The sequence below is a fragment of the Methylobacterium brachiatum genome, assembly GCF_020523825.1.
Taxonomy (GTDB): domain Bacteria; phylum Pseudomonadota; class Alphaproteobacteria; order Rhizobiales; family Beijerinckiaceae; genus Methylobacterium; species Methylobacterium brachiatum.
In genome coordinates this window covers 1-19,750 of sequence record NZ_JAJALK010000021.1, presented here as the reverse complement: position 1 = coordinate 19,750, position 19,750 = coordinate 1, and the positions used below count along the sequence as shown (strand labels likewise).

18 protein-coding genes are annotated in these 19,750 nt (G+C 67.0%); 13 read left to right on the top strand and 5 right to left on the bottom strand.

What is annotated here, in order from left to right:
• Positions 1 to 6: 6 nt before the first annotated feature.
• From LGR69_RS28025 to LGR69_RS28005, 5 genes are all read right to left on the bottom strand, one after another.
• Positions 7 to 648 (bottom strand): hypothetical protein, encoded by a 642-nt coding sequence (locus tag LGR69_RS28025; RefSeq protein WP_230368084.1) that lies wholly within the window; start codon positions 646 to 648, stop codon positions 7 to 9.
• A gap of 832 nt (positions 649 to 1,480) precedes the next feature.
• Positions 1,481 to 2,944: an SMODS domain-containing nucleotidyltransferase gene (locus LGR69_RS32115; protein WP_230368083.1), complete on the bottom strand. Its 1,464-nt coding sequence runs from the start codon at positions 2,942 to 2,944 to the stop codon at positions 1,481 to 1,483.
• Positions 2,941 to 3,408: an SLATT domain-containing protein gene (locus LGR69_RS28015; protein WP_230368082.1), complete on the bottom strand. Its 468-nt coding sequence runs from the start codon at positions 3,406 to 3,408 to the stop codon at positions 2,941 to 2,943. Before LGR69_RS28015 ends, LGR69_RS32115 begins: the two co-directional genes overlap by 4 nt.
• Positions 3,409 to 3,560: 152 nt before the next feature.
• Positions 3,561 to 5,114 (bottom strand): DUF2235 domain-containing protein, encoded by a 1,554-nt coding sequence (locus LGR69_RS28010; protein ID WP_230368081.1) that lies wholly within the window; start codon positions 5,112 to 5,114, stop codon positions 3,561 to 3,563.
• A gap of 60 nt (positions 5,115 to 5,174) precedes the next feature.
• Positions 5,175 to 5,348, bottom strand: coding sequence for a hypothetical protein (locus LGR69_RS28005; protein ID WP_230368080.1), 174 nt, complete (start codon positions 5,346 to 5,348; stop codon positions 5,175 to 5,177).
• A gap of 236 nt (positions 5,349 to 5,584) precedes the next feature.
• Here LGR69_RS28005 and LGR69_RS28000 point away from each other — a divergent pair, with 236 nt between their 5' ends.
• From LGR69_RS28000 to LGR69_RS27940, 13 genes are all read left to right on the top strand, one after another.
• Positions 5,585 to 6,688: an XRE family transcriptional regulator gene (locus tag LGR69_RS28000; protein ID WP_230368079.1), complete on the top strand. Its 1,104-nt coding sequence runs from the start codon at positions 5,585 to 5,587 to the stop codon at positions 6,686 to 6,688.
• Positions 6,689 to 6,695: 7 nt separating this feature from the next.
• Positions 6,696 to 7,199, top strand: a complete 504-nt coding sequence (locus tag LGR69_RS27995; protein WP_230368078.1) for a hypothetical protein — start codon at positions 6,696 to 6,698, stop codon at positions 7,197 to 7,199.
• Positions 7,200 to 7,287: 88 nt separating this feature from the next.
• On the top strand, positions 7,288 to 8,001 hold the full coding sequence (locus tag LGR69_RS27990) for a hypothetical protein (protein WP_230368077.1): 714 nt from the start codon (positions 7,288 to 7,290) through the stop codon (positions 7,999 to 8,001).
• A 472-nt stretch (positions 8,002 to 8,473) separates the two neighbouring features.
• Positions 8,474 to 8,746, top strand: a complete 273-nt coding sequence (locus LGR69_RS27985; RefSeq protein WP_230368076.1) for a hypothetical protein — start codon at positions 8,474 to 8,476, stop codon at positions 8,744 to 8,746.
• A 152-nt stretch (positions 8,747 to 8,898) separates the two neighbouring features.
• Positions 8,899 to 10,908 (top strand): AAA family ATPase, encoded by a 2,010-nt coding sequence (locus tag LGR69_RS32110; RefSeq protein WP_230368075.1) that lies wholly within the window; start codon positions 8,899 to 8,901, stop codon positions 10,906 to 10,908.
• The gene (locus LGR69_RS27975; protein ID WP_230368074.1) at positions 10,901 to 11,155 is read left to right on the top strand and encodes a hypothetical protein; all 255 of its coding nucleotides are present in this window, start codon (positions 10,901 to 10,903) and stop codon (positions 11,153 to 11,155) included. The genes LGR69_RS32110 and LGR69_RS27975 overlap by 8 nt, the downstream gene beginning before the upstream one ends.
• A gap of 754 nt (positions 11,156 to 11,909) precedes the next feature.
• On the top strand, positions 11,910 to 12,173 hold the full coding sequence (locus LGR69_RS27970; protein ID WP_230368073.1) for a hypothetical protein: 264 nt from the start codon (positions 11,910 to 11,912) through the stop codon (positions 12,171 to 12,173).
• 149 nt (positions 12,174 to 12,322) lie between these two features.
• Entirely contained in the window at positions 12,323 to 12,706 is a 384-nt protein-coding gene (locus LGR69_RS27965; protein WP_230368072.1) for a helix-turn-helix domain-containing protein, read from the top strand.
• 98 nt (positions 12,707 to 12,804) lie between these two features.
• Positions 12,805 to 13,932 carry a tyrosine-type recombinase/integrase gene (locus tag LGR69_RS27960; protein ID WP_230368071.1) on the top strand — a complete coding sequence of 376 codons (1,128 nt, stop codon included), beginning with the start codon at positions 12,805 to 12,807 and terminating at the stop codon, positions 13,930 to 13,932.
• A gap of 153 nt (positions 13,933 to 14,085) precedes the next feature.
• Positions 14,086 to 15,741: a PIN domain-containing protein gene (locus LGR69_RS27955; RefSeq protein WP_230368070.1), complete on the top strand. Its 1,656-nt coding sequence runs from the start codon at positions 14,086 to 14,088 to the stop codon at positions 15,739 to 15,741.
• A gap of 667 nt (positions 15,742 to 16,408) precedes the next feature.
• A complete protein-coding gene (locus LGR69_RS27950) occupies positions 16,409 to 17,230 on the top strand; it encodes a hypothetical protein (RefSeq protein WP_230368069.1) in 822 nt (273 codons plus the stop codon).
• Between the two features lie 203 nt (positions 17,231 to 17,433).
• A complete protein-coding gene (locus tag LGR69_RS27945) occupies positions 17,434 to 19,002 on the top strand; it encodes a hypothetical protein (RefSeq protein ID WP_230368068.1) in 1,569 nt (522 codons plus the stop codon).
• A 129-nt stretch (positions 19,003 to 19,131) separates the two neighbouring features.
• Positions 19,132 to 19,704, top strand: a complete 573-nt coding sequence (locus LGR69_RS27940; protein WP_230368067.1) for a hypothetical protein — start codon at positions 19,132 to 19,134, stop codon at positions 19,702 to 19,704.
• The last annotated feature ends 46 nt before the right edge of the window (positions 19,705 to 19,750 follow it).

Sequence of the window (19,750 nt, the reverse complement as noted above, 5' to 3'; positions counted from 1 at the left end):
GGACCCTCAGTTGCTCGGGCTCGCGGGCTGGACAGGATCGCGCTGCTGGGGAACCTGGCCGTTGTCGAACGGGAGATGCCCGATGGCCATCCTGGCGATGCCGCGGACCATGTTCCTGTACCGGTCGAGGGCGACCTCCCGGTCCTCCTCGTTGCGCGACCGATGGTCGTGCGCCAGGGCCGCGAGGTCGCGTGAAAGCTGCCGGATCGCGCTCTCGTCCGCGTTCGCGACCGCGGCCTCCACGATGCTCTCGCGCCACTTCTCGATGACGGTGTCGACCGGGTCGACGTAAGCGGTATGCCGCCGGGCATAGACGACGGAGTTCGAGCCGCGGAGCGTCAGGCGGAACGCGACCCCATCGCGGATGAGCGAGGAGCAGCGGGCGAAATTGTCCTTGAAGAACTGGGCGCTCTCCGTGACGAAGACGTCCTTCACCTTGCGCGTCGTCAGCGTCAGGTAGGTGGTCTCGGACTTGTCCTGCACGCACACGTACTCGCCGGTGTCGATGACGTGACGGCAGTGCGTGAGGAACCTGTTCTTCGCCTCGGTCTGGGTGATGAATGTCGTGGGAGGCTTCTTGCGGACGGGGGGCTGAGCCTTCTTTCGAACGGGGGACTGCCCCTTCTTAGGGACGAGAATCATGGGCATCGTTTCTATCCTTTACGACCGGCCATTATGGCCGGTCGTAAAGTTTGGTGGAGCACAAGTCAATGCGGTGGCCGGCAACCGTCGTTGGCAGGTCGGCAGCATCGGCATGGCACGTGCGGTGGCGAATTCGTCGACCCCGGGAGACGGCTGCCCGGTCGGGCGCGCATGCCTCCCCGCCGGGCGTCACTTCCGCATGCGGTCCCGGAACGCGAGCGTGCGTCGGCGCAGCCCGGAGGCGGACATGAGCAGGAAGGCGTCCAACGCCTCCGTCCGGCGCCCCGCCTTCGCCTCAAGCAGCCCGGCGGCGTCGGCGCGGCGTCGGCGTAGAGCAGGTCCGCGAACCGGTCGCGGATGGTCCGGGACGTCGCTCCGGCGTCGTACTCCGCCTCGGGCGGCATGACGCTGCGGTCCGGGATGTCGGCGAAGCTTCGGAAGATCCAGAACGCCATGCGGTCGTCGTCCACCAGCAGGAGGCGCCAGGTCTCGGGGCTCACCAGCAGGTGCTGCCTGAACCAGAGGCGCTCATCGTCCCCCGGCTCCGTCTCCGCCACTACCGAACCCCCACCTTAACCTGTTGTTTTGACTTAGCTTTCGGCTGCGCTGAAAACGCATTTGTCCCAGATTTGTCCCCGAACGCGTTGCCTGTGGAAAGCCTGGGCCCTACGCGTGCGCCGAGGTGATGGACGCGCCCCTTGAGCGGGCGAGGCGACCCGAGCGGTGGCGGCGGGAGCGGTTGGAGGGGACGATGCCGAAATAATCCTCGAACGCGGGCGAAGGCCGACCTCGACCTAGGGAGACCCCTACGAGGCTACCGTCCCTGGCGCGTCCCGGGTCATTCGATGACGACCCGGAAGGGTTGGCTCGTTCCCACGAGCTCATCCGTCCGGCGGCGGATGACGAATGCCTCGACGAGATGGACGCCTCGGTATTCGAGGCGTTCCCACCGCCCGTTCCCTTCGTGCGGCGGGTTGAAATCCCCCCTGAGGTTATCGGCGTCCGCGGCTGCGACGTCGGTGTTCGTCACGCGCCATTGCACCTCGAAATCGCCGGTCGGATAGACGAGCCCATTGTTTGCGTGGGCCGTGAAATAGAGCCAGCCGCCGGCCTGAAGGATCTCCAAGGACTGCACCGGGCCGATCTCGCCAAAACCCTTCGAACGGTACAGCCTTGCCCGGACCTGGACCGCGAGGTTCTGGTTCGCGGCGCGACGCCACTTCGGCCGATGCATGTGTGGAAGGATGTCGAACCCGCGAGGCAGGGCCCGGCTGCCGTAACTCCTCACCAGCGAGACGAGGTCCAGGGCGGCGTCCCGTGCCATCGTGGCCACCGAGCCCGCGCCCTCCATCAGCCCGTTTCGGGCGGCCTTGCTGACCGACCGAGCCTCCTCGACGACGACGTCGGCGGCGAACTCCTCGCCGAACACGCGGCGCCACTTGGCAATGCTCTCGTAGCGGTCCGGCTCGTCGTAGGCGTCGTCGATCCACTTGCGGTAGCGATTGGCCACCGTGCGGAAGTTGGCATATTGCGTGTCCGTCCAGGCGGCCGCGAAGTCCTCCGTCGGCAGGTAAGGGTTCGTGACGGACGGCTTGAAGGTGTTCTGCTGCAGCCAGTCGTCGAGCCGGCCGAAGATGGTCTTGAGTGCCGTCGGCGTGTCGCAGAAGTCCGAACCGTACCGGTCGAGCGAGGAGATCCGGTAGCCCAGGATGGTGGTCAGCAGGACCGAGTGGCAGGTGAACGTGCCCTTGATGTCCCTCAGGTATTTGACGAGGCGCGTGACCTTCCGGAAGCTGTTGTTGCCCGAGTAGGAATTGCGCTCGACGAGCCAGGCCGTATAGCGCCTGGGCTCCGTCAACTCGAACGTGTTGCCATCCCGGTTGCAGACTTCGAGGCGCTGGAACCCGTACCGGTTGATGACGACGGGTGCGACGTCGACCTTCTTGTCGTTGGCGTAGGTGATGGTCACGCAGTGCGACCATCGCCGGACCTTCGAGCCGTAGACCGCGCTGCCGCGGAAGACGCCGTGGAGCTCGTTGATATAGCGCGCCGCATCCCACCCCTCGACCGGATGCACGAACACCAGGAGGTCGGCGTCGAACTCGCCCCGGTCGACCGGCCTGATGATCGTCTTGTGCGCCCACGACCCCTGCGGCATCCAGGCGTCGATCTCGGGCCCCCAAGCCGATCCATCCACGAAGCGCTCGATGGCCGCCGTGCTGGCCTCCAACTGGGTGACGCGGGTCGCGTTCAGGTCGACCGTGTCGCGGAGGAAATCCGAGAAGAGCTGCGTCTGCTTCACGCCTGCGCCTCCCTCCGGTCCACCGCGTGCACCGCTTCCCCGGCGTCGATGCCGACCTTGGCCTTCCTGAAGTCACGGCCGGAAACCGGGGGACTGGCCTGGTTCAGCTCGTTCCGACGGGTCGTCAGACCCGTCATGCCGGCAATGGCGGCCTCCTCCTCGGTGGCCATGGTCAGGCCGATCAGGCGATAGACGCGCGCATCGTTGCGCAGCGAGAGGTACTGGTCGCCCGAGTTCTTGTGGGCGTTCGCGCGCTCGGACGGCTTGAGGAACGTCATCAGCGCGGTCAGGACGGTGACGACGGCGGTCATGACGCCGGCGACCGCCGCATAGTCCTTGAAGAAGGCGGTCCCGGCCAAGGCGCTGATCACCACGGACGGCAAGCCGAAGAGGTAGTTCCACCTGTTCCAGCGTGCCTGCGCGTTGAAGTGCGATTTCGCGGAATGGGTGCAGTCCTCCTCCATGCGGAGGAGCTCGTCGGAAATCCTCTCGGTGAGGGGCTGTGACATCGGCACGTTCCGTAGGCTTGGGTTGGCATGGGCGCCCGACGGACCGAACCGAGGGGACGACTGGATCGCGAGGCGGGAGCCCTCGGGCGCCCGCCCGTCGGGGCCGGTCAGCCGACAGGTCCCTCGTAGTAGGTCGCGAAGCGCTGGTGGGCCCTCAGCGGAGCCGGGCGATACGGGGCGACGCCGTCGCACTGGACGACGGCCTGAAGGGCGAAGCGCTCGTCGACGCTCGCATGCACCGTCGCGTCGGGCTTGATGTCCCGGTCCTTGGTCTCCCAGGACTTGCCCTGCGCCCAACGCCTCACCCAGGCCGGCACCCACGAGGCGGAGACGCGGGCCGCGATGGCATCCCGCATGCCGGCGACCTCGCAGTGCTGGACCCCGGCGGCGGAGGGGTGCAGCCGAAGCCGCGGGATGCGCATGACCTCCACGGGGTGGCGCGGGTCGGCGACGGCCGGCATGCCGTCGATCTTGAGGCCGTCCGGGACCCCGACGGCCTGCTCCCGCATCCACTTAAGCGCGATGTCGGACAGGCGGGATTCCGTCTCGTCGTAGCTGCCGCCGATGTCCGAGTGGTTGCCGGCGAACCAGAACTGCCGGAATTGGTCGGGCGCCCCGGGAGTCCGCGGCGGCGTGACCGCGGTCGGCCCCCACCTCACGCGGTCGAAGTCCTTGCGCCGTTCGTCGATGGCGATGGCCGCCCGGGCATAGCCGACCTGGGCGCTGAGGAGGCGGTCGAAGTTCTCGCCCTTCCACTCCGCCACGTGGCTCCTCGACTGACCGGGACCGGGCCAGTCCGAGATGGTCTTGGTCTTCGCGGCGACCAGCCGGCGCCGGACGGCAAGGACCGCCATGGCGGACACGGCGATGAGGACGCTCGCGGCGCCCAGGTCCGCCTTCCAGAATGAGCCGCCGAACAGGTAGGAGGCGCCCCCGACCCCCGCGGAGGTCACCGCGATGGTGGTGGCGAGCGGGATGACGACCGCGGCCGTCAGGCCGGCCTTGATCAGGGTCCGCTTCGGGCCCGAGACGCCCAGCGCCGCGACCGTATCGAATGTCCCGATGAAGTAAGGCTCGACGTTGGACTTGCCGTCGCCGTCGCGATGGTCGGAGCAGTACCTGACCCGAAACCGCCGTGCGAGCTCGTGCCGCTCCGCGTCGAACTCGGCGCGGGGGTGGCCTGCCCCGTGCTCCAGGACGGTCTCGACGGCTTCCCGGGCGATGTCGGCGGTCATCCCGCGGAAGCGCAGGAGCGGCCCGTCCCGGCCCCGGGTCGGGACGCCGCAATACATCAGCAGGTTCGCGACGCACCGGACCGTGTAGGCCCCGCGGCTGAAGCCGATCAGGAACACCCTGTCGCCGGGCTCGTAGTGGTCGACGATGAAGCGGTAGCAGTCGGCGACGTTGCGGGTGATGCCGCGGCCCGAGAGCGAGGCCGCCATCTTCTGGGCGAACCGCACGGGCGCCGTGAGCGCCGTCGCGCCGATGTCCGTCCCTAGCCCGGGGTCGTAGAACGCGACCTGCTCGGACGGGTCGATCCCGCTTTCGGGCCCGACCTTGCAGACCCGGTACATCTTGTAGACGTTGCTGACGTGCTGCTCGGGACGGACGCCACCGTCCTGCCCGGTGCCGTCCGAGAAGACGACGATGTTCTTGGCCATGACGCGCCCTTGCGAATACGGGGTTGCGGGCCCGGCACATGCCGGGCCCGCTCGGGCGCCTCAGCGCTCCTTGCGCACGCCCTTGAAGGGCTTGCCGTCGGCCTTGCCGTCCATGAACCGGCCGGTGTCCGAGTTCCGCTTCGTCCAGGTCTCGGTGGTGGGGTTGTAGACCTGGGACCGGTCGCGCACCGCGCCGTTGCGGTGCCCGTCGCCACTGGGAGGATTGGTTGCCATCTTCGTCTCCGTACCGAGGGTCGCGGACCATCGCCGCCGACCCGTCTCGCGCCAGGGCTCATCCGCTTGCCGGGGCCTCTGGCGCCGGGGCGGCCGGGTGGTCCTGGCGCGGAGCCCCCGGTCCGAGGACGCTGCCGAGGAGGTACGTAGCCCTACCTCCTTTGCATCCTCGTAGGTTTCGTTAATATCTTGCAAACTGCCTTGTTGCAAGATAGGCCGAGCAGATGGGGCAGACCATGACACCGACATCGACCGGAACCCGACTGAAGGCGCTGCGCGAGCGCCGCGGGCTTTCCCAGGAGCAACTCGCAGAGACGTTCGGGTTCAAGAACCACCAGACCATCGCGCAGATCGAGGCCGGACAGCGCAAGCTGTCGGCCGAGGAGCTCGTGCTCGCCGTCCAGGCCTTCGAGGTCGACCTCGACTACTTCACGAACCCCTTCCTCATCGTCGGGGAGGCTCGCTTCTCGTGGCGGCGCGACGGCGCGCTCGGCACGAACGACCTGGATGCGTTCGAGCGCAAGGCCGGCGAGTGGATCGGCGCGTACCGCGAATTGAGCGTGGCGACCGGTAAGGCGCTGTCGCCCGTCGTGCATCGGCTCAACCTGACCCGGACCGAAAGCTACGAGGCCGCCGAGGCCGCGGGCGAGGGTGTCGCGGCCTTCCTCAACCTCGGGCCGGTACCCTCCCAGGGTCTGGTCGAGGCCATGCAGGATCAACTCTCGACGCTCGTGCTGATGGTCGAGGCGCAAGACGGCATCTCCGGGGCGGCGTGCCTGGTGCGCGACCTCGGCGCCGTGCTCGTGAACCGGAACGAGCCGGCCGGGCGGCGTAACTACGACCTCGCCCACGAGCTCTTCCACGTCCTGACCTGGGACGCGATGCCGCCCGAGCGGCTCGACGACGGCGTCGGGTCGGGCAAGATCCAGAAGCGCATCGAGCAGATGGCGGACAAGTTCGCCTCGGCCCTGCTGATGCCGCGCGACGTGCTCGCCAGGCATCCCGCGGACCAGATCGACTACGCCTGGCTCAACCGGACCGCGACCGCGCTCGGCGTCACCTCCCGCGCCCTGAAGTGGCGGCTGGTGAGCATTGGGGTGATGGATGCGGACGCCGCCCGCGCCTTCGACGACCGCCTCCTCAGCCACAACGGCCAGCCTGACGGGCGCCAGGACGCCCCGCCCCCGCTCTTCGGGCGGCGGTTCATGACGGTCATGGCCGCCGGGATCGAGAAGGGACACGTCTCCGTACGCCGCACCGCGAAAATGCTCGGAGTGAGCATCGACGGGCTCGGGGAGCTCTTCGACGTCTACGGCATCGCCCGCCCGTTCGACATGTGAGCCTGACATGCCGGTGCACCGTGGGCCCGTGCTGTTGGACGCGAACTCGGTCATCGAGGCGCATCGCGTCGGCGCCTGGGACGCGCTGGCCGCGCGCTACCGCATCGTGATGGTGCAGAAGTGCATCGACGAGACCCAGACGGGCAGCCAGCGCCGCGAGCCCGAGCAGACCATCGATTACGAGCTCCTGCTCGCCGCCCTGCACGAGAGGCACCCCGACGACCTCGTGGCCATCATGGGCATCCAGCTCATCCCCGGCGGGTCGCTCCTCGACGAGGGCGAGACATCGCTCTGGGCCCATGCCCTGAAGCGCACCGACGACTGGCTGATCTGCGGCCCCGACGCGGCGAGCATGCGCTTCGGCTTCGACCGCAGGAAGCGGGACCGCCTGGTCAGCCTCGGTGGCCTGCTCGCCGATATCGGCCATCGCCCCGCCAGGCCGCTGTACCGGAACTACGAGAAGGCATGGCTCGATGCGCTGATCCACAACCTGGTCATGGGGCTTCTCTGAACTGCGCCAACCTCGGTGACGAGGTGTCCCACCAGCCCCGGGGGCGGAACCGTCCCCCTCCCTGCGAACTGCCAGTCGGAGCATTCCCATGAGCGGGATCAACCTCACCACCGAGGAAAAGGCCGCCCTCGACGCCATCGACGAGGCGGACCTCGACCGCCTCATCGACGACGCGGTCGAGGGCGGCAGGCCGGACGCCCTGCGGCGGCTTCCCCTCCGGCGCTGCGGTCCCTACGTGGCCAACACCCTGAGGAACTTCGAGCAGGCGCTCTCCCGCTTCGACGCGGCGAGGTCGGCCGCCAAGCGCGCCAGCACCGAGGAGGATGCGCGGCGTGCCGGAAGGAAGCTCTCGTACGCCGTTTCCGAGATGAAGCACCGTCGGGAGCAGGAGGAGCGTGAGGGGAAGCTCTTCCACATCGACGACGCGATGATCCACCACCCGATCCGTCCGGGCCGAAACATGAGCGTCACGGTCCATTACCGCTGGCGCAGGTCCGAAGCGGAGGCCTGGACCCGCGGCGACATCACGTTCGCGTACGTGCACGACCCCCGGCCGGACTATGCCCGGGAGGCCTACAGGCCGAAGCTCAGCGCGGCCCGCAAACGCCAGGAGGAGGAAGAGGAGCTGCTCCGGACTTGGGAACGGCTAAGGGATTCCGCGCTGTCGTCCGTGCAGGAGTACCTCAGGGACGGCAAGGACGCCGAGAAGATCCCGCGCACCTACGCCGCGACGGTGGATGCCCATCACGGCAGGCTGAACAACTACAGCACCGATTTCTGGCGCATCGAGCCCAAGGCCTAGCCGGCCCGGCGGCAGAAACGTCCGTCCGGGTGCGCCCCATACCTCCGCCCTAACCTCATCATGCCCCGTGCCGGCCCGACTGATGCATGCTCTGCGGAGTCGTTCGCCACCATCCGCCCAGGCTTTCCAGGCTCGTGGCGCTGGCCCCTTCCAGAACTGCACAGGGATCCACAGGCTTGCCGCCTCATCTCGCAAATGCTCGGCGTAACAGTTGACCGGCGTTAACCGAGCTGTTTGTTGTCTCCATGCGCCACGGCGCTGATGCGTGCCGCCCAGGCTTTCTCCGGGCCGCCACAGGGATGCTTTCGACGATGATCCGCCTCGACGCCCTCATACGAACGGCCGATGCCCGGCTTCGGGGCGTGCGCGGACACCGCGGCGCCGCGGGCCGCCCCGTCGCCCCGACCCGTTCGAAACCCCACGAGGCCTGACCGGCGTGCACGCGCCCGGCCGCCTCGTTGCGGAGGCCGCCATGTCCCTCGACAACCCCCACGACCCGGATCGCCAGATCGGCGAGATCTTCCAGAAGCTCAGCGCCCTGCGCGTCGCTTGCGGCGAGGCGGCCCTGACACGTTGCGTGTCCGCCGTGCTCGTCACCCTCGGCGCATCGGCGATGGCCGAGGCCGAGCGACGGGCCCGCGCCCTTGCGGAACCGGCCGGCGCACGCCCGCGCGACGTCCGCGTAACGGCCTGGGCGCAGCGCAAGGACTCCGAACCCTTCGACGAAAGCATCGGCCCGTCCTGACGGCAGGGCCGAGAGGAACCCCCATGCGCCACCACCTCATACCGACCCCGACCGGCCGGAAAACGGCCCGCGTCCCCTCCCCGTCCCCATCACCTTACGAGGCCTGACCGGCGCGCCCGAATGCGTACGGCTGCCTCGCATCGGAGGCAGCCGTGCCCAAGTCCACCACCAAGCCCAAGGTCCCGAAGCGTCTCGCCCGCACCGCCGAACCGGCACGGACCCAGGACCTCGACGACCTCTTTGCCGACACGACCTACGTTGAGGCCGCGGACCCGAACGCCACCGCACGCGTCAGCGTCGTGCTGGCGATGGCGATGCTCTGCGACGCGATGCGTCCCGCCGACATGAAGCGCATCGCGCGGCGCAACGGCCTCGCCGTCGTCGTCGCCGTCCCGGGCCCCGACTGGGTCGAGCCGGTCGCCCAGGCCCTGCGGCGCGCCAGCGACGGCGATCTGGTCAAGCGCAACGGCGCCAGCCGCATGCAGGACAAGCCCGACGTCGGATGCGAGGCCGTCAGCGAGGCGCTCGGATGCGGCCACAACGTGCTCGGGGTAAGCAATGCGCCATCCCGTTACCTTCCCGGCAATCTCACGGCCCTTGCCGACATCCGGGTGGAGATCAAGGCTCCGACCCCGCGTGCGCTACGCTCCACCATCCGCATCGTCACCGGCTCGCGGCCGGGGCCGATCCCGCGCGGGACAGGCGCCGGGCTGTCCTTCGCAACGCTTGCCGGTTGCATCCGCCGGGGCAGTTCGGGGCGCGCCTGCGTGCGTCGCATCGTGGCCGCCTCGAAGGCCATGACCACCTTCGACCCCGGGCTCGCCGACGTGCCCCTCATCGAGAACTGCCACGGCTACGGCGACACCGCGATGTCCTGGAGCCGGGACCTCATCGCCGCGGTCTCCGAGTATCGGCAGGGTCGCAGACCCTGGAGCAGCATCGAGGACCGCAACATCGTTTTGGGCGGCGAGGCAGGCGTTGGAAAGACATCGTTTGCCAGAAGTATCGCTAAGTCTCTAAGCGTTCCGTTTTTCTCAACAAGTGTCTCGTCATGGTTCGCCTCAACCGGCGGACACATCAATGAAGTCGTACGGCAAGTCGACACCGTCATTGGGCAGGCCGCTGCCGCTGGCCCGGCGGTACTTCTACTAGACGAAATTGACGCGATCCCGAACCGCGCCACCATCGATAATCGCAACCGCGATTACTGGACGCCCATCGTCTCGCACATCCTCACGGCCCTGGACTCGGCGGTCTCCGGCGACAGCGCGTCCCTGATCATCATCGGCGCGACCAACTTTCCGGAGCGGCTCGACGAGGCCCTGGTCCGCCCGGGGCGCCTCAACCGGAGCGTCAGGATCGAACGGCCCGACACCGCGGCCATTGCCGGCATCCTGCGCCAGCACCTCGGGGGCGACCTGGCGACCTTTGACCTTGCGCCCATCGCTGCCGTCGGTGCGGGCGCCACCGGGGCGGAGGTCGCAGGCTGGGCCAAGCGTGCCCGTGGCGCTGCCCGTTCGGCCGGGCGCCCGATGATCCCCACCGATCTTGTGGCCCAGGTCGCCCCGGTCGAGACCCGCTCGCGCGAAGAGGTTTTGGCGGTGGCAAGACATGAGTCATCGCACGCCGTTCTGGGACACCTAACCCGTGCATTCGAGATCGAGTCCGTCTCGACCGTGATGACGGGGCCGTATGCGGGACTCACGCGGAGGCGCGTGCGCGCGCGTTCGAGTTTCTCCCGAAGCGAGCTCGACGACCTTGCCGTGGTGCTCCTCGCGGGCCGGGCCGCCGACGCCTTGTGGGGCTCCGTCAACTCTGGCTCGGCCGGCCAGCCCGGCTCGGACCTCGCCGCAGCGACCAAGCTGGTGGCCGCCGCGCATGGCTCCTACGGCCTCGGCGACACGATGGTGTGGCTCGGAACCGAGGACGACGCGATGTCCATGGTCCGGACCATTCCCGCTTTCCGGCTCCGGGTCGAGACCGACCTCGCCCTTCTGCAGGGGCGAGCCGACCGACTGGTCCTGGAGCATGCCGACCTCATCGATAAGGTCGCCCTGCGGCTGATGCGCAGCCGCGTGCTGTCGGGCGACGAGGTCAGGACGATCATCGCCCGACACTTCGGTGTCGGCGGTCACTACCCTGAGGAGGCGCGCGATGCGTGACGTCGACGACCGCCTCGGAGACGCCATCGCCGCCATCGTGCGCGCGAGCCGCGCCCTCGCCCCCAACCATCTCGACGGGCTCCTGGAAAACATCGCCGTCGAGGTCGGCGCCGCGCTGATGGAGGAAGAGGCCCGCAGGGGCCGTGTTTCCGGTCGCGCGCACGGCTCCGGCACCGTCGTCTCCTTCCCATGCGCGACGCCGAGGGTCGCTGCGGACGCGCCCGCGGCAGCCGGCGAGGAGCCCTGAGCGGGCTGAAAGCCCCTGTGAATGAAAAAAACTCGCGCCACGAACTGACGCTAACCCGCACCCGCGCGGCGGCGCCCGAAACGCTCGGCGAAGAGTCAACCGAAGAACCGCCGGAGGTCGCCCCAAGGTTAAGAACGCCTTGCAGCCCTCCGGCCCCTGCCACCGCGAACCTGACCAAGTCCTTGAATCCAGCTGGCTTCCACGGTCCGCCAGGCGCCCAGGGTCTTGGGCTCGCGGCGCGATCCAGCCGCCAACCCAAGTATTGGTACCGCATAACAAGATCGGCGGCCGGTCGAGCTCAATCCGGAAATCCACCCAACTGACTCATGGGACTCGTTTTTATTTCAGAAGTCGCTGGTTCGAGTCCGGGCCAATCCAGTATTGCAATCGACTGAGACTTGAGCGAACACACTGCAACGCCGGGCAGACAGACGCCGGGCAAGCAAAGGCAAGACATCATGTCTTCCGAACCACGTGGAGCCTGGCCCCACGCAAAGAAAAACCCTTGGCAGGATGTCCTGCCAAGGGTCCACGGGCCGCAAGGCCCAAGATCCGCCGGCGCCCGATCCCCACGAAAGGCGGCGCCAACTGATGAAGCGAAAGGTCTCCCTGCAAGGAGGCCGTCACCGACACGAAGAGGATTACGGCAGTGAGGACTCCTCAGCAAGGCACCGGGACCGCCGGCGCCGATGGATCCACAAGGACCCGGCCCGGGCGAAGACGTCAGCCCGTCCCCCATACCGAGGCGGAGCGGGTGGCCGCCCTCGCCCTCTGGGGACGGGCCCTCGCCCTCGGCGCCGGACGCGGCGTCGTCGGCCAAGGCGGGCTCCCGCCCGTCCCGATGCTCGACATGCTGGCCAAGGCATGCCGGGGGCGGCTCCAGGCCCACCTCTGGCTGCCCCGCCGCCTCGACGACGCGTACCTCGTGCGCATCGTCGCGATGATGGAGCGCCGCCTGCTGCGTGAGGCCGCGGAGCGGACGGCTCAGGCCGACGAGCCGATACCGCCCAAGGACTGAACCCACCCCATGGAAGACGAACCCCACGGCCCCTCGCCGGAGGTCGCTCTCCAGCCATGCCCTGAGCCTGCCCCCCCGGCAGGCTCCCCCACCACCTGACGCAATCCATCCCGCCGCCGACGCGGCACCACCCATCCGAGGATCACACCATGACGACGAAGTTCGATCACTCCATTCTCACGGCATGCGCCGAAGGGTCATCGTCCGAAGCCACGGACGACGACTTGGCCATCATGCTGCAGACCGCGATGGGCCTTGCGGATGTCGCCGAGAAGCTCGGCATCAGCCTGCGTCAGGTCCAGGCCCACGTCGACGACGGCAGCCTCGTCGCCGTCGATATCGGGCGGGGGAACGACCGCCGCAGCCTGCGTGTCCTGCCGGACGACCTGGAGGGGTTCCTCAAGAGGCGGCGGACCGCGGTGGCCAAGGCGTCGCCGTTCCCGAACGCGCTGCCGAAGCGACCGAAGCCGCTTCCGGGCGACGCGGACTACGCCCAGCGCCGAGCCGCCCGCCTTGCCCGGCGCGCGGTGTGACCATGGCGCCGAACATCAGGCTTCCGCCGGCCCGTGCCCCCCCTGCGAAGGCGCGCTCCGAACTTCCGCATTACGAACGATTTCAACAGGAGAAAGTCATGGCCGAGAGCCACGGCGTCTGGAAGCCGCAAAACTCCAGCACCTACTACTGCAGCTTCACCGTGGCGGGCACCCGCTTCAACGGTTCGACGAAGCTGACCTCGAAGCGCGAGGCCATCGCTTTCGCCCGACGCTGGAAGGACAGCGAGGTCGCCAAGCACAAGCAGGAAGTGGCGACGGGCGAGAAGGACATGCCCTTCCTCGAAGCCGTCACCCGGTTCATGTCGGAAGTTGGGGACCATTTCTTCAATGCCCAACTCTACGAGATGCACTACGACTGGCTGGTCGAGCGCATTGGGGAAAAGACCCCGTTGACGGCGATCAACGACGACATGGTCACGAGGCTGCTGGCGGAGCGCCGGAAGTGCCACCGCTTCAAGCGCCGCGACGCCGGGCCGATCAGCGAGCGCTACGCCGTGATGTCGGTGATCGACACCCTGGCTGCCGTCCTCACGCGGGCCCGACGGTTCTGGAGCGTGCCGTTGACGTCCGAGCCGAACTGGAAGCAGTACCGGGTCGCCGTCGATCCCCGCACCCGGACCATGACCATGGCCGAGGAGCTTCTCATTGAGAAGAACGCGGACGCGGACATGTGGGCGCTGGTCGAGTTCATCCTGCTGACTGCGTTGCGCCGCAAGGATGCGCTGATCAGGTGGAGCCAAGTCGATTGGGGAGCGAACCTGATCAGGCTCACTACAAAGCGGAAGAAGGCCCATGAGATCAGGATCACGCCGGAGATCCGGCGGCTCCTCGACTATGCCGGCGACGAGGGGCGTCGGCACCCGGAGTTCGTGTGGACCTGTGAGAAGGAGGCGCGTCATAGCATCAGGGGACGAGTACCCGTGACCTACAACGCCGTTCATTCACGATGGAAGACGGTCACGCGGCGTGCCGGCATCACGGGCCTGACCATCCACGACCTGCGCCGTACTGCGGGCGAGCGGATGTACCGGGCGACCGGCGACATCAAGGCCGTGTCCAAGTTCATGGGGCACCGCAACTCCGCCGTCACGGAGGCCTTCTACGTCCACGTGGTGCCCGACCACGTTGAGTTGCGGCAGCTCGCGATGGAGTACGCCAGGAAGGTCATGCGCGAGCGGGCGATGTTGAACGCGACGGTCCACTGACCGCCCGACCGGATCGATGCGACAAGGGCCGCCCCCTCCGGGCGGCCCTTTTTCGTCACGTCACCGCTGCCCATATCACGAGGACCTCAACAGCCAAGGTGCCTTCGATCACGCGTCGTGCGAGGCCGGGCGAACCACGACGAAGGCTGCCGCATGGAACTCTGGCTTGTCGCGGATACGAACCTGTTCTTCGAATGCAAGACGCTGGATCAGTTGCCCTGGGCCGAGTTGGGTCACGACCCCGTCGTCGTCCTGTTGACGAAACCCGTTCTCGACGAGATCGACAAGCACAAGAAGGGAACCGGTCGTACCCGGGCCAGGGCGCTTGATATCTTCAGCGTCGTGCGAGGCATGCTGGGGACCGGCGAGCGGGAATCCGTAATCCAGGAGGTTGGCCCGCGCGTGTTGCTGCGGCTGGAGTTCGCCAGGCCCGATCCAGGCCTGAGGGAAGACCTTGATTACGGCAAGACCGACGAGCGGCTTGTTGGTATCGTGTCGACGCTGCGCGCTGCGGGCGCGGAGCGCGTCACCAAGCTGTTCACCGACGACACCGGACCTGCGTCCACCGCAAGCGGTCTCGACGTGCCGTTCCAGATGATCGATCCGGCTTGGCGTCGGCCGCCGGCGGAGAGTTCCGAGGCCAAGCGGATCAAGGACCTCGAAAAGGACTTGGCGACCTACCGATCGCAGGAGCCCCGGATATCGATTGGGCGGTGCGAGGACGCGGACGCATCGAACCGCGTGATGGTGACACGCCGTGTCGCCGCCGCCCTCACGGAGGCCGAGATCGGGGAGGTCCTCTCCTCGCTGATGGCCAAGCACCCTGAGAGGACCGACTTCACGCCGCCGCCGCCGACATCCGTCACGAGGGGGAGCGGCGAGATCGTTCGAACGGAGTATGCCCCGCCCCTCGACGACGCGCTCACCGAGTATCGGGACGTCAGTTACCCGCGCTGGGTCGAGGCGTGCCGCGGCATTCTGATGAACCTGCACAAGGAACGCGACGTGGCGGAGCCTCCGTTGATCGTCCGCTGGCCCATGTCCAACACCGGGACGCGTCCCGCCTCCCAGGTCCGCATCGAATTCCTGGCCAAGGGTCCCCTGATGCTCAACCGGTTGTCAGAGGACCGGGATGACGGTGAGGACGCCGATGCAGGGGCGAGCGTCCACTCCGCCGCAAACAAGGGGTTCCCATCGCCGCCGGCCGCTCCGCCCTTCCAGGAACATGTCACCCGCACCCCGCCCCCGCCGCGCCCCCAGCCGATGCCTCGGTCATCGATGACGACGGCACAGATTGCATCCGAGATGCTGAAGCCCAGCTTTGGCGGCTCGGCCCTGGCGATGGTCGAGGCCGAACGGGCGAGGCTTGGCTCGCACGCGCAGCGGCTCGGGTTGAGCACCAGCGCCGCCGAAGCGATGGGACTGCTCAACCGTCCCTCTTGGTTGGAGCCGCATGCCTCCCTGTACGGCGCCACGGCGAGGCCGGCGCCTTTCCTGCTGCCGGACACCGCCGGGCTGCTCCGTGACGTTCGTCGTGATCCCGAGAGCTTCTACTGGGATTGGGCGCGGGACGAAGCCGTGAAGTCAGGTGCACTGACGTGTGATCTCTGGCGCCATCAAGCCGGCGTGGAGACGTTCGAGTTCGAGGTCTCGTTCGAACAAGACGGCGAAACTCGGGGCACGGTCGAGTGCACCGTGCATGCCGAGAACCTGACGAAGCCCGAAGAAGCGAGGTGCATCGTCGGCCGGGCCGTGGAGCGCTTCAGCGTGCGGGACATCGCGGACGCGATGGTCGCGACCTGTGCGTGAACCCCGGACGGAGATGGCCCGGATGCAAAGCCGTGCTCCCGCCCCGGGGAGGCCGGCATGCGTTTTGTCATACTCACGGACCGACGGTGGCGACCGTTTCAGGCGAGATATCTCTTGTGCGTCGAACGGCTCGACAAGGCCGCGCATCGGCGTCCGAACCAGGCCGCCCGCACCGCTTTCCGCCGCTGGCGCAGCCCGTTTTGTTTGAGAATAGTTTGGGGATTTTCGTCCCGAACGGTGCGGACGCGTGCTGATCGTCCCGAAATGAGGTAGGTGGCATCCTGAGGCAGCGCCGCCGATTCACAACGCGGGTCCCTAAAATAATGAGCATTATCAGTGACTTGCGGGTTCTTAAAAACGGGGACCGTCACCGCTACCTGGCTCTCGACGGCTACCGCTTCATGGCGGCCGCAGGGATAGTAGTTTTTCACCTGGTTTATGGACGTTGATAAAACTCAGAGGCTTAGGCCCGGCCATTGAGAGCAAGTTTGGGGAATTCCCCCTCCCTCCCGTTCCGGTTCCTGCCGAACCCTGCAGCAGAGCCGGATCACGCGCTGGTAGCCCCATTCGTCAGCCCGATCACTAGCGCTTGACCGACACCAGCCTGGTGCCTTGCAGGAAATAGAGGGAGCCTGCTTCCATCGGGCTGAGACGAGGGATTCGGGTCATGACGGATAGCACGGGACTGCGAGGCCTCAAGAAGGCGGCCCGGTCCGAGGCGCTGGACGAAGTCCATCCGCAGAACCCGGAGCCACTTCCGCACTACGTCGTGGCACCCCAGGAGCCCTCGACGCGCGATGGATGGCTCCCGCGCCTGCGTGGCCACATGCAGCCTGTGCTGGGCCATGTCGGTGACGAAAGGGCCCTGCGCGCACTCGCAACGAGCGGCCGCGGTTGGTTGCATGAGGACGGGCGGCTCGTAGCATGCGGCACGTTCGACTCCATCGACGCCCTCCGCATCGTGCCGGATATGGAGGGGGTTTTCGATGTCTTCGATGCAGACAAGGCAGCGGTGGAAGCCCGCATCGACGCGGAAATTGCTGAGTTCAAGGCAGCAAATGGCTACGAAGCTGATACGATAGGTATTTACGGCATCAGCGTCGATAACGTCTTCTTGAGCGACGATCAAGAATACGGGTATACGGACAACATACGGGGAAAACACCCTGAGCCCTGCCCCATAGAGGATATCACCCGGGCGGGGTGGATATCCCTCAATCTCAGGCGAGACACGGCGTTCAAGGTAGTTTCCGCCGGTCGGGAGATAAAGGACGTCAGTGCGCATAATGCACTCCTGCGCACCATGTGCCAGCACTTCGACTGCCACCTTGAGACCCCGGTGGCTCCAAAACCCACCGCCGGCGCCCTAGATCTTGCCCGGCGGTCAGACAGGCCTGAGGGCACGACACACGGTGCGGTGCCATCCGGCGAGGAAGAAGCTGCCTACACCAACGACAACGAGCCGTCCCTCCCGACGCCAAGGTTCTAAGGTTTTCAGGGACAGGTCTCCGTACATCGGATTGGTGAGCCTGTGGGAATGGCCTGCCAACACGAACGTCTCGCAGAAAGAAGAATTCGGAAAGCACGCGCCTTGAGGGTTGCGTAAGCGGTTCATGGTCATCTGCCCCCACGATTCATGTTCAGGGCGGGCGCGATGACGAATCAGATACCGGAAGCAGGGGTAAGGACGTGATGCGCGCGCCCCTGCGACCATCCTATATCCCGAACGCCGACGACACCAATCCGAAAGATGCCCCCGCCGTCCGCTGGTTCGCCGCCACGGGCTTCGAAGCGGTCAGTCGACCGACGGCGACGGACCACAGGATCGATCTCACGACCGCCCTTGCGCAAGCCGCCGCCCTCACGGGCAATGCCATCGCTTTCACGGAGGAGGCGAAAGCGGTCGCCGCCGCGATCCAGAAAGCCGAGACCGAAGCGTCAGGGACCGGCGACCAGAGCGTCCAGAAAGACGTGACGACACGCAGCGAGACTGTCCTCAGGGCAAATGCGGCGCGTCTTCATGTGCTGGCCGCCGAACTGCGGCGCGACGCCGGGGAATGGACCCTCTGCATCGAGAACTACGAGGCGCTGACCCATCATTATCTCGCACTAGGCGACCAGGAGACGACCCAAGCCTACCTGCATCGCCTCACCTTCGTCGCCGACGCATCCGGTTCCCCTGCGCTTCAGATCGAAGCGTGCCTGCTTGCATCAAAAGTCCATCTCACGGCCGGGGATGATCGTGCAGCCCTAGCCTGGACAAGGCGCGCCGCAGACCTCGCCGTAAAAAGCTCCGACAAGGCGGCCTTGGCCCGCGCGGTAGCTTGTGCCGGCGACATCAGAGCCTTCGCCAGGAAGAATGGTGTCAGGAGAACCGATGATGCCTGCGCCAGGCCGCTCATCCCGACGGACGGCCTCACGCACTTCGACCATGCGCCCGCCGAGTTCTCGCTCCGGGCGGTCGGACTTCCGTCGCATCCATCCCGCCCGGCAAGCAGCCCTTGTTGGTTGGCTGGCGATGCCGGCATCGACCTTATGATGGCGCTGCCGAGTCCCTCCGGAGACGCATCCTACTGGGTCGCCCACGGCATCCGGAAAGGACGCCATGTCCTCAACGTCCTACCGAACTGGTCAGCCAGGGCCATGCGGTCCGCCAGGGCAATGCATGCCTATTCCGTTCAGCATGACGATGGCTTCGAAGGGCCTTCCTCCACCCTCCTCCAAGTCACGTGCGCCCTTGAATCGTTCATCAATACCGCCATCCATTTCATCGGCCACGATGAGGGCGCCAGGTTTTGGCGCAGCAAGATCCCGGATATCAGGTTCAACGAGGGCAGCTCGAAGATCGACGGCAGCCTCGCGAGGAAATGGGAAGAGGTCGCGGACGGCCTTTTCGGTGATGGTTGGCTGACGCTCAACAGGCTCGACGACCTACATCTCATGCTTCGGTTGCGCGGTACCCTCGCCCACTTCAAGGAAGACAATATCGAGCAGATCGCCCCGCCTTCGTCCAGGCCGCATTTCTTGATCGCCGCCTTCGAAAGGCATCCCGACTTTCAGGAGCCGGGTGCGATACGGCCCGGTCCGCTGCCGTGGATCGACAGGCTACTGACGCCGCACCTCGCAGGATGGTCAGTAACGCTGGGCGAGACATTGATTGCCGGTTTCCGGGCCGCTTGGCAGGCCAAGGCCGAGGCCTTCGAGCAGGCTCAGTCGTTCGACGCAGGCGATGATCAAGCCGAACAGGCCGTCGCGGCATAACCCACGCGTATCACGCCTAGGACCGCGGGGGCTTCCGCCCGGCGGACCCCGCCCAGCCCCTCAAGCAACCGTCGATGGCTATCCCCATGGTCAGCCGTCGTTGTGGCGCCATGCGCCCAGGCTTCGCAGATGATCAATCAGACGACCTTCGACGAGACCGCGGACGCTCTCGTCGCCTCGGGCACCAGGGTGACCTACGAGCATCTGCGGAACGCTTTCCGGGAGCGGAACCGCCTTCCTTTCGATACCGCTCCGGCGGCCAGCCATTCGGACCGGGACCTCCAGGATCCGTTCGCCTCCTGGAAGCGGCGTCGACGGTACCGCCCTCACCTCGCCGCGCTCGATCTCGACGAGAGCACGGAGAGGGCTTTGGCGCGTTTCCTGACGTTGGCGCGGTCGGGCCGGCCGGCGACGTCGGTGCAGGACGATGGCGAGGAGCCGGCCACGCGGGCGCAGGTCGCGCGCATCGAGGAGAGCATTGCCGTCGCGGCGGCGGAGCATGCCGCCTTGCGGGCCGATATCGCCGGCCTAGCCACGGCATTCGCAAGCCTGGCCGGCGAAAGGACCAAGGGCCGTAAGGCGGGCATCGTGGCCTCGACCGCCTTACATTTTTGGGATCAGGTGATGCGGGCGTTCGCGGGCGAGATCCGGAAGCGAGGTCCGCTCACCGCTGTGTTTCGGCGTGCAACTTTGACCCCGTGAGGCGGGGGATCGGCGTCCAATTCTGACCCCCTAACCTCGTTCTCGC

Excerpts from the sequence above, each read along its gene's own strand:
- LGR69_RS27995 (WP_230368078.1), top strand. The coding sequence starts at position 6,696 with ATGCCGGTGCACCGTGGGCCCGTGCTGTTGGACGCGAACTCGGTCATC.
- LGR69_RS28010 (WP_230368081.1), bottom strand. The coding sequence starts at position 5,114 with ATGGCCAAGAACATCGTCGTCTTCTCGGACGGCACCGGGCAGGACGGT.
- LGR69_RS28005 (WP_230368080.1), bottom strand. The coding sequence starts at position 5,348 with ATGGCAACCAATCCTCCCAGTGGCGACGGGCACCGCAACGGCGCGGTG.
- LGR69_RS28025 (WP_230368084.1), bottom strand. The coding sequence starts at position 648 with ATGCCCATGATTCTCGTCCCTAAGAAGGGGCAGTCCCCCGTTCGAAAG.
- LGR69_RS27975 (WP_230368074.1), top strand. The coding sequence starts at position 10,901 with ATGCGTGACGTCGACGACCGCCTCGGAGACGCCATCGCCGCCATCGTG.
- LGR69_RS28000 (WP_230368079.1), top strand. The coding sequence starts at position 5,585 with ATGACACCGACATCGACCGGAACCCGACTGAAGGCGCTGCGCGAGCGC.
- LGR69_RS27940 (WP_230368067.1), top strand. The coding sequence starts at position 19,132 with ATGATCAATCAGACGACCTTCGACGAGACCGCGGACGCTCTCGTCGCC.
- LGR69_RS27990 (WP_230368077.1), top strand. The coding sequence starts at position 7,288 with ATGAGCGGGATCAACCTCACCACCGAGGAAAAGGCCGCCCTCGACGCC.
- LGR69_RS28015 (WP_230368082.1), bottom strand. The coding sequence starts at position 3,408 with ATGGAGGAGGACTGCACCCATTCCGCGAAATCGCACTTCAACGCGCAG.
- LGR69_RS27985 (WP_230368076.1), top strand. The coding sequence starts at position 8,474 with ATGTCCCTCGACAACCCCCACGACCCGGATCGCCAGATCGGCGAGATC.
- LGR69_RS27965 (WP_230368072.1), top strand. The coding sequence starts at position 12,323 with ATGACGACGAAGTTCGATCACTCCATTCTCACGGCATGCGCCGAAGGG.
- LGR69_RS27950 (WP_230368069.1), top strand. The coding sequence starts at position 16,409 with ATGACGGATAGCACGGGACTGCGAGGCCTCAAGAAGGCGGCCCGGTCC.
- LGR69_RS27960 (WP_230368071.1), top strand. The coding sequence starts at position 12,805 with ATGGCCGAGAGCCACGGCGTCTGGAAGCCGCAAAACTCCAGCACCTAC.
- LGR69_RS27955 (WP_230368070.1), top strand. The coding sequence starts at position 14,086 with ATGGAACTCTGGCTTGTCGCGGATACGAACCTGTTCTTCGAATGCAAG.
- LGR69_RS27945 (WP_230368068.1), top strand. The coding sequence starts at position 17,434 with ATGCGCGCGCCCCTGCGACCATCCTATATCCCGAACGCCGACGACACC.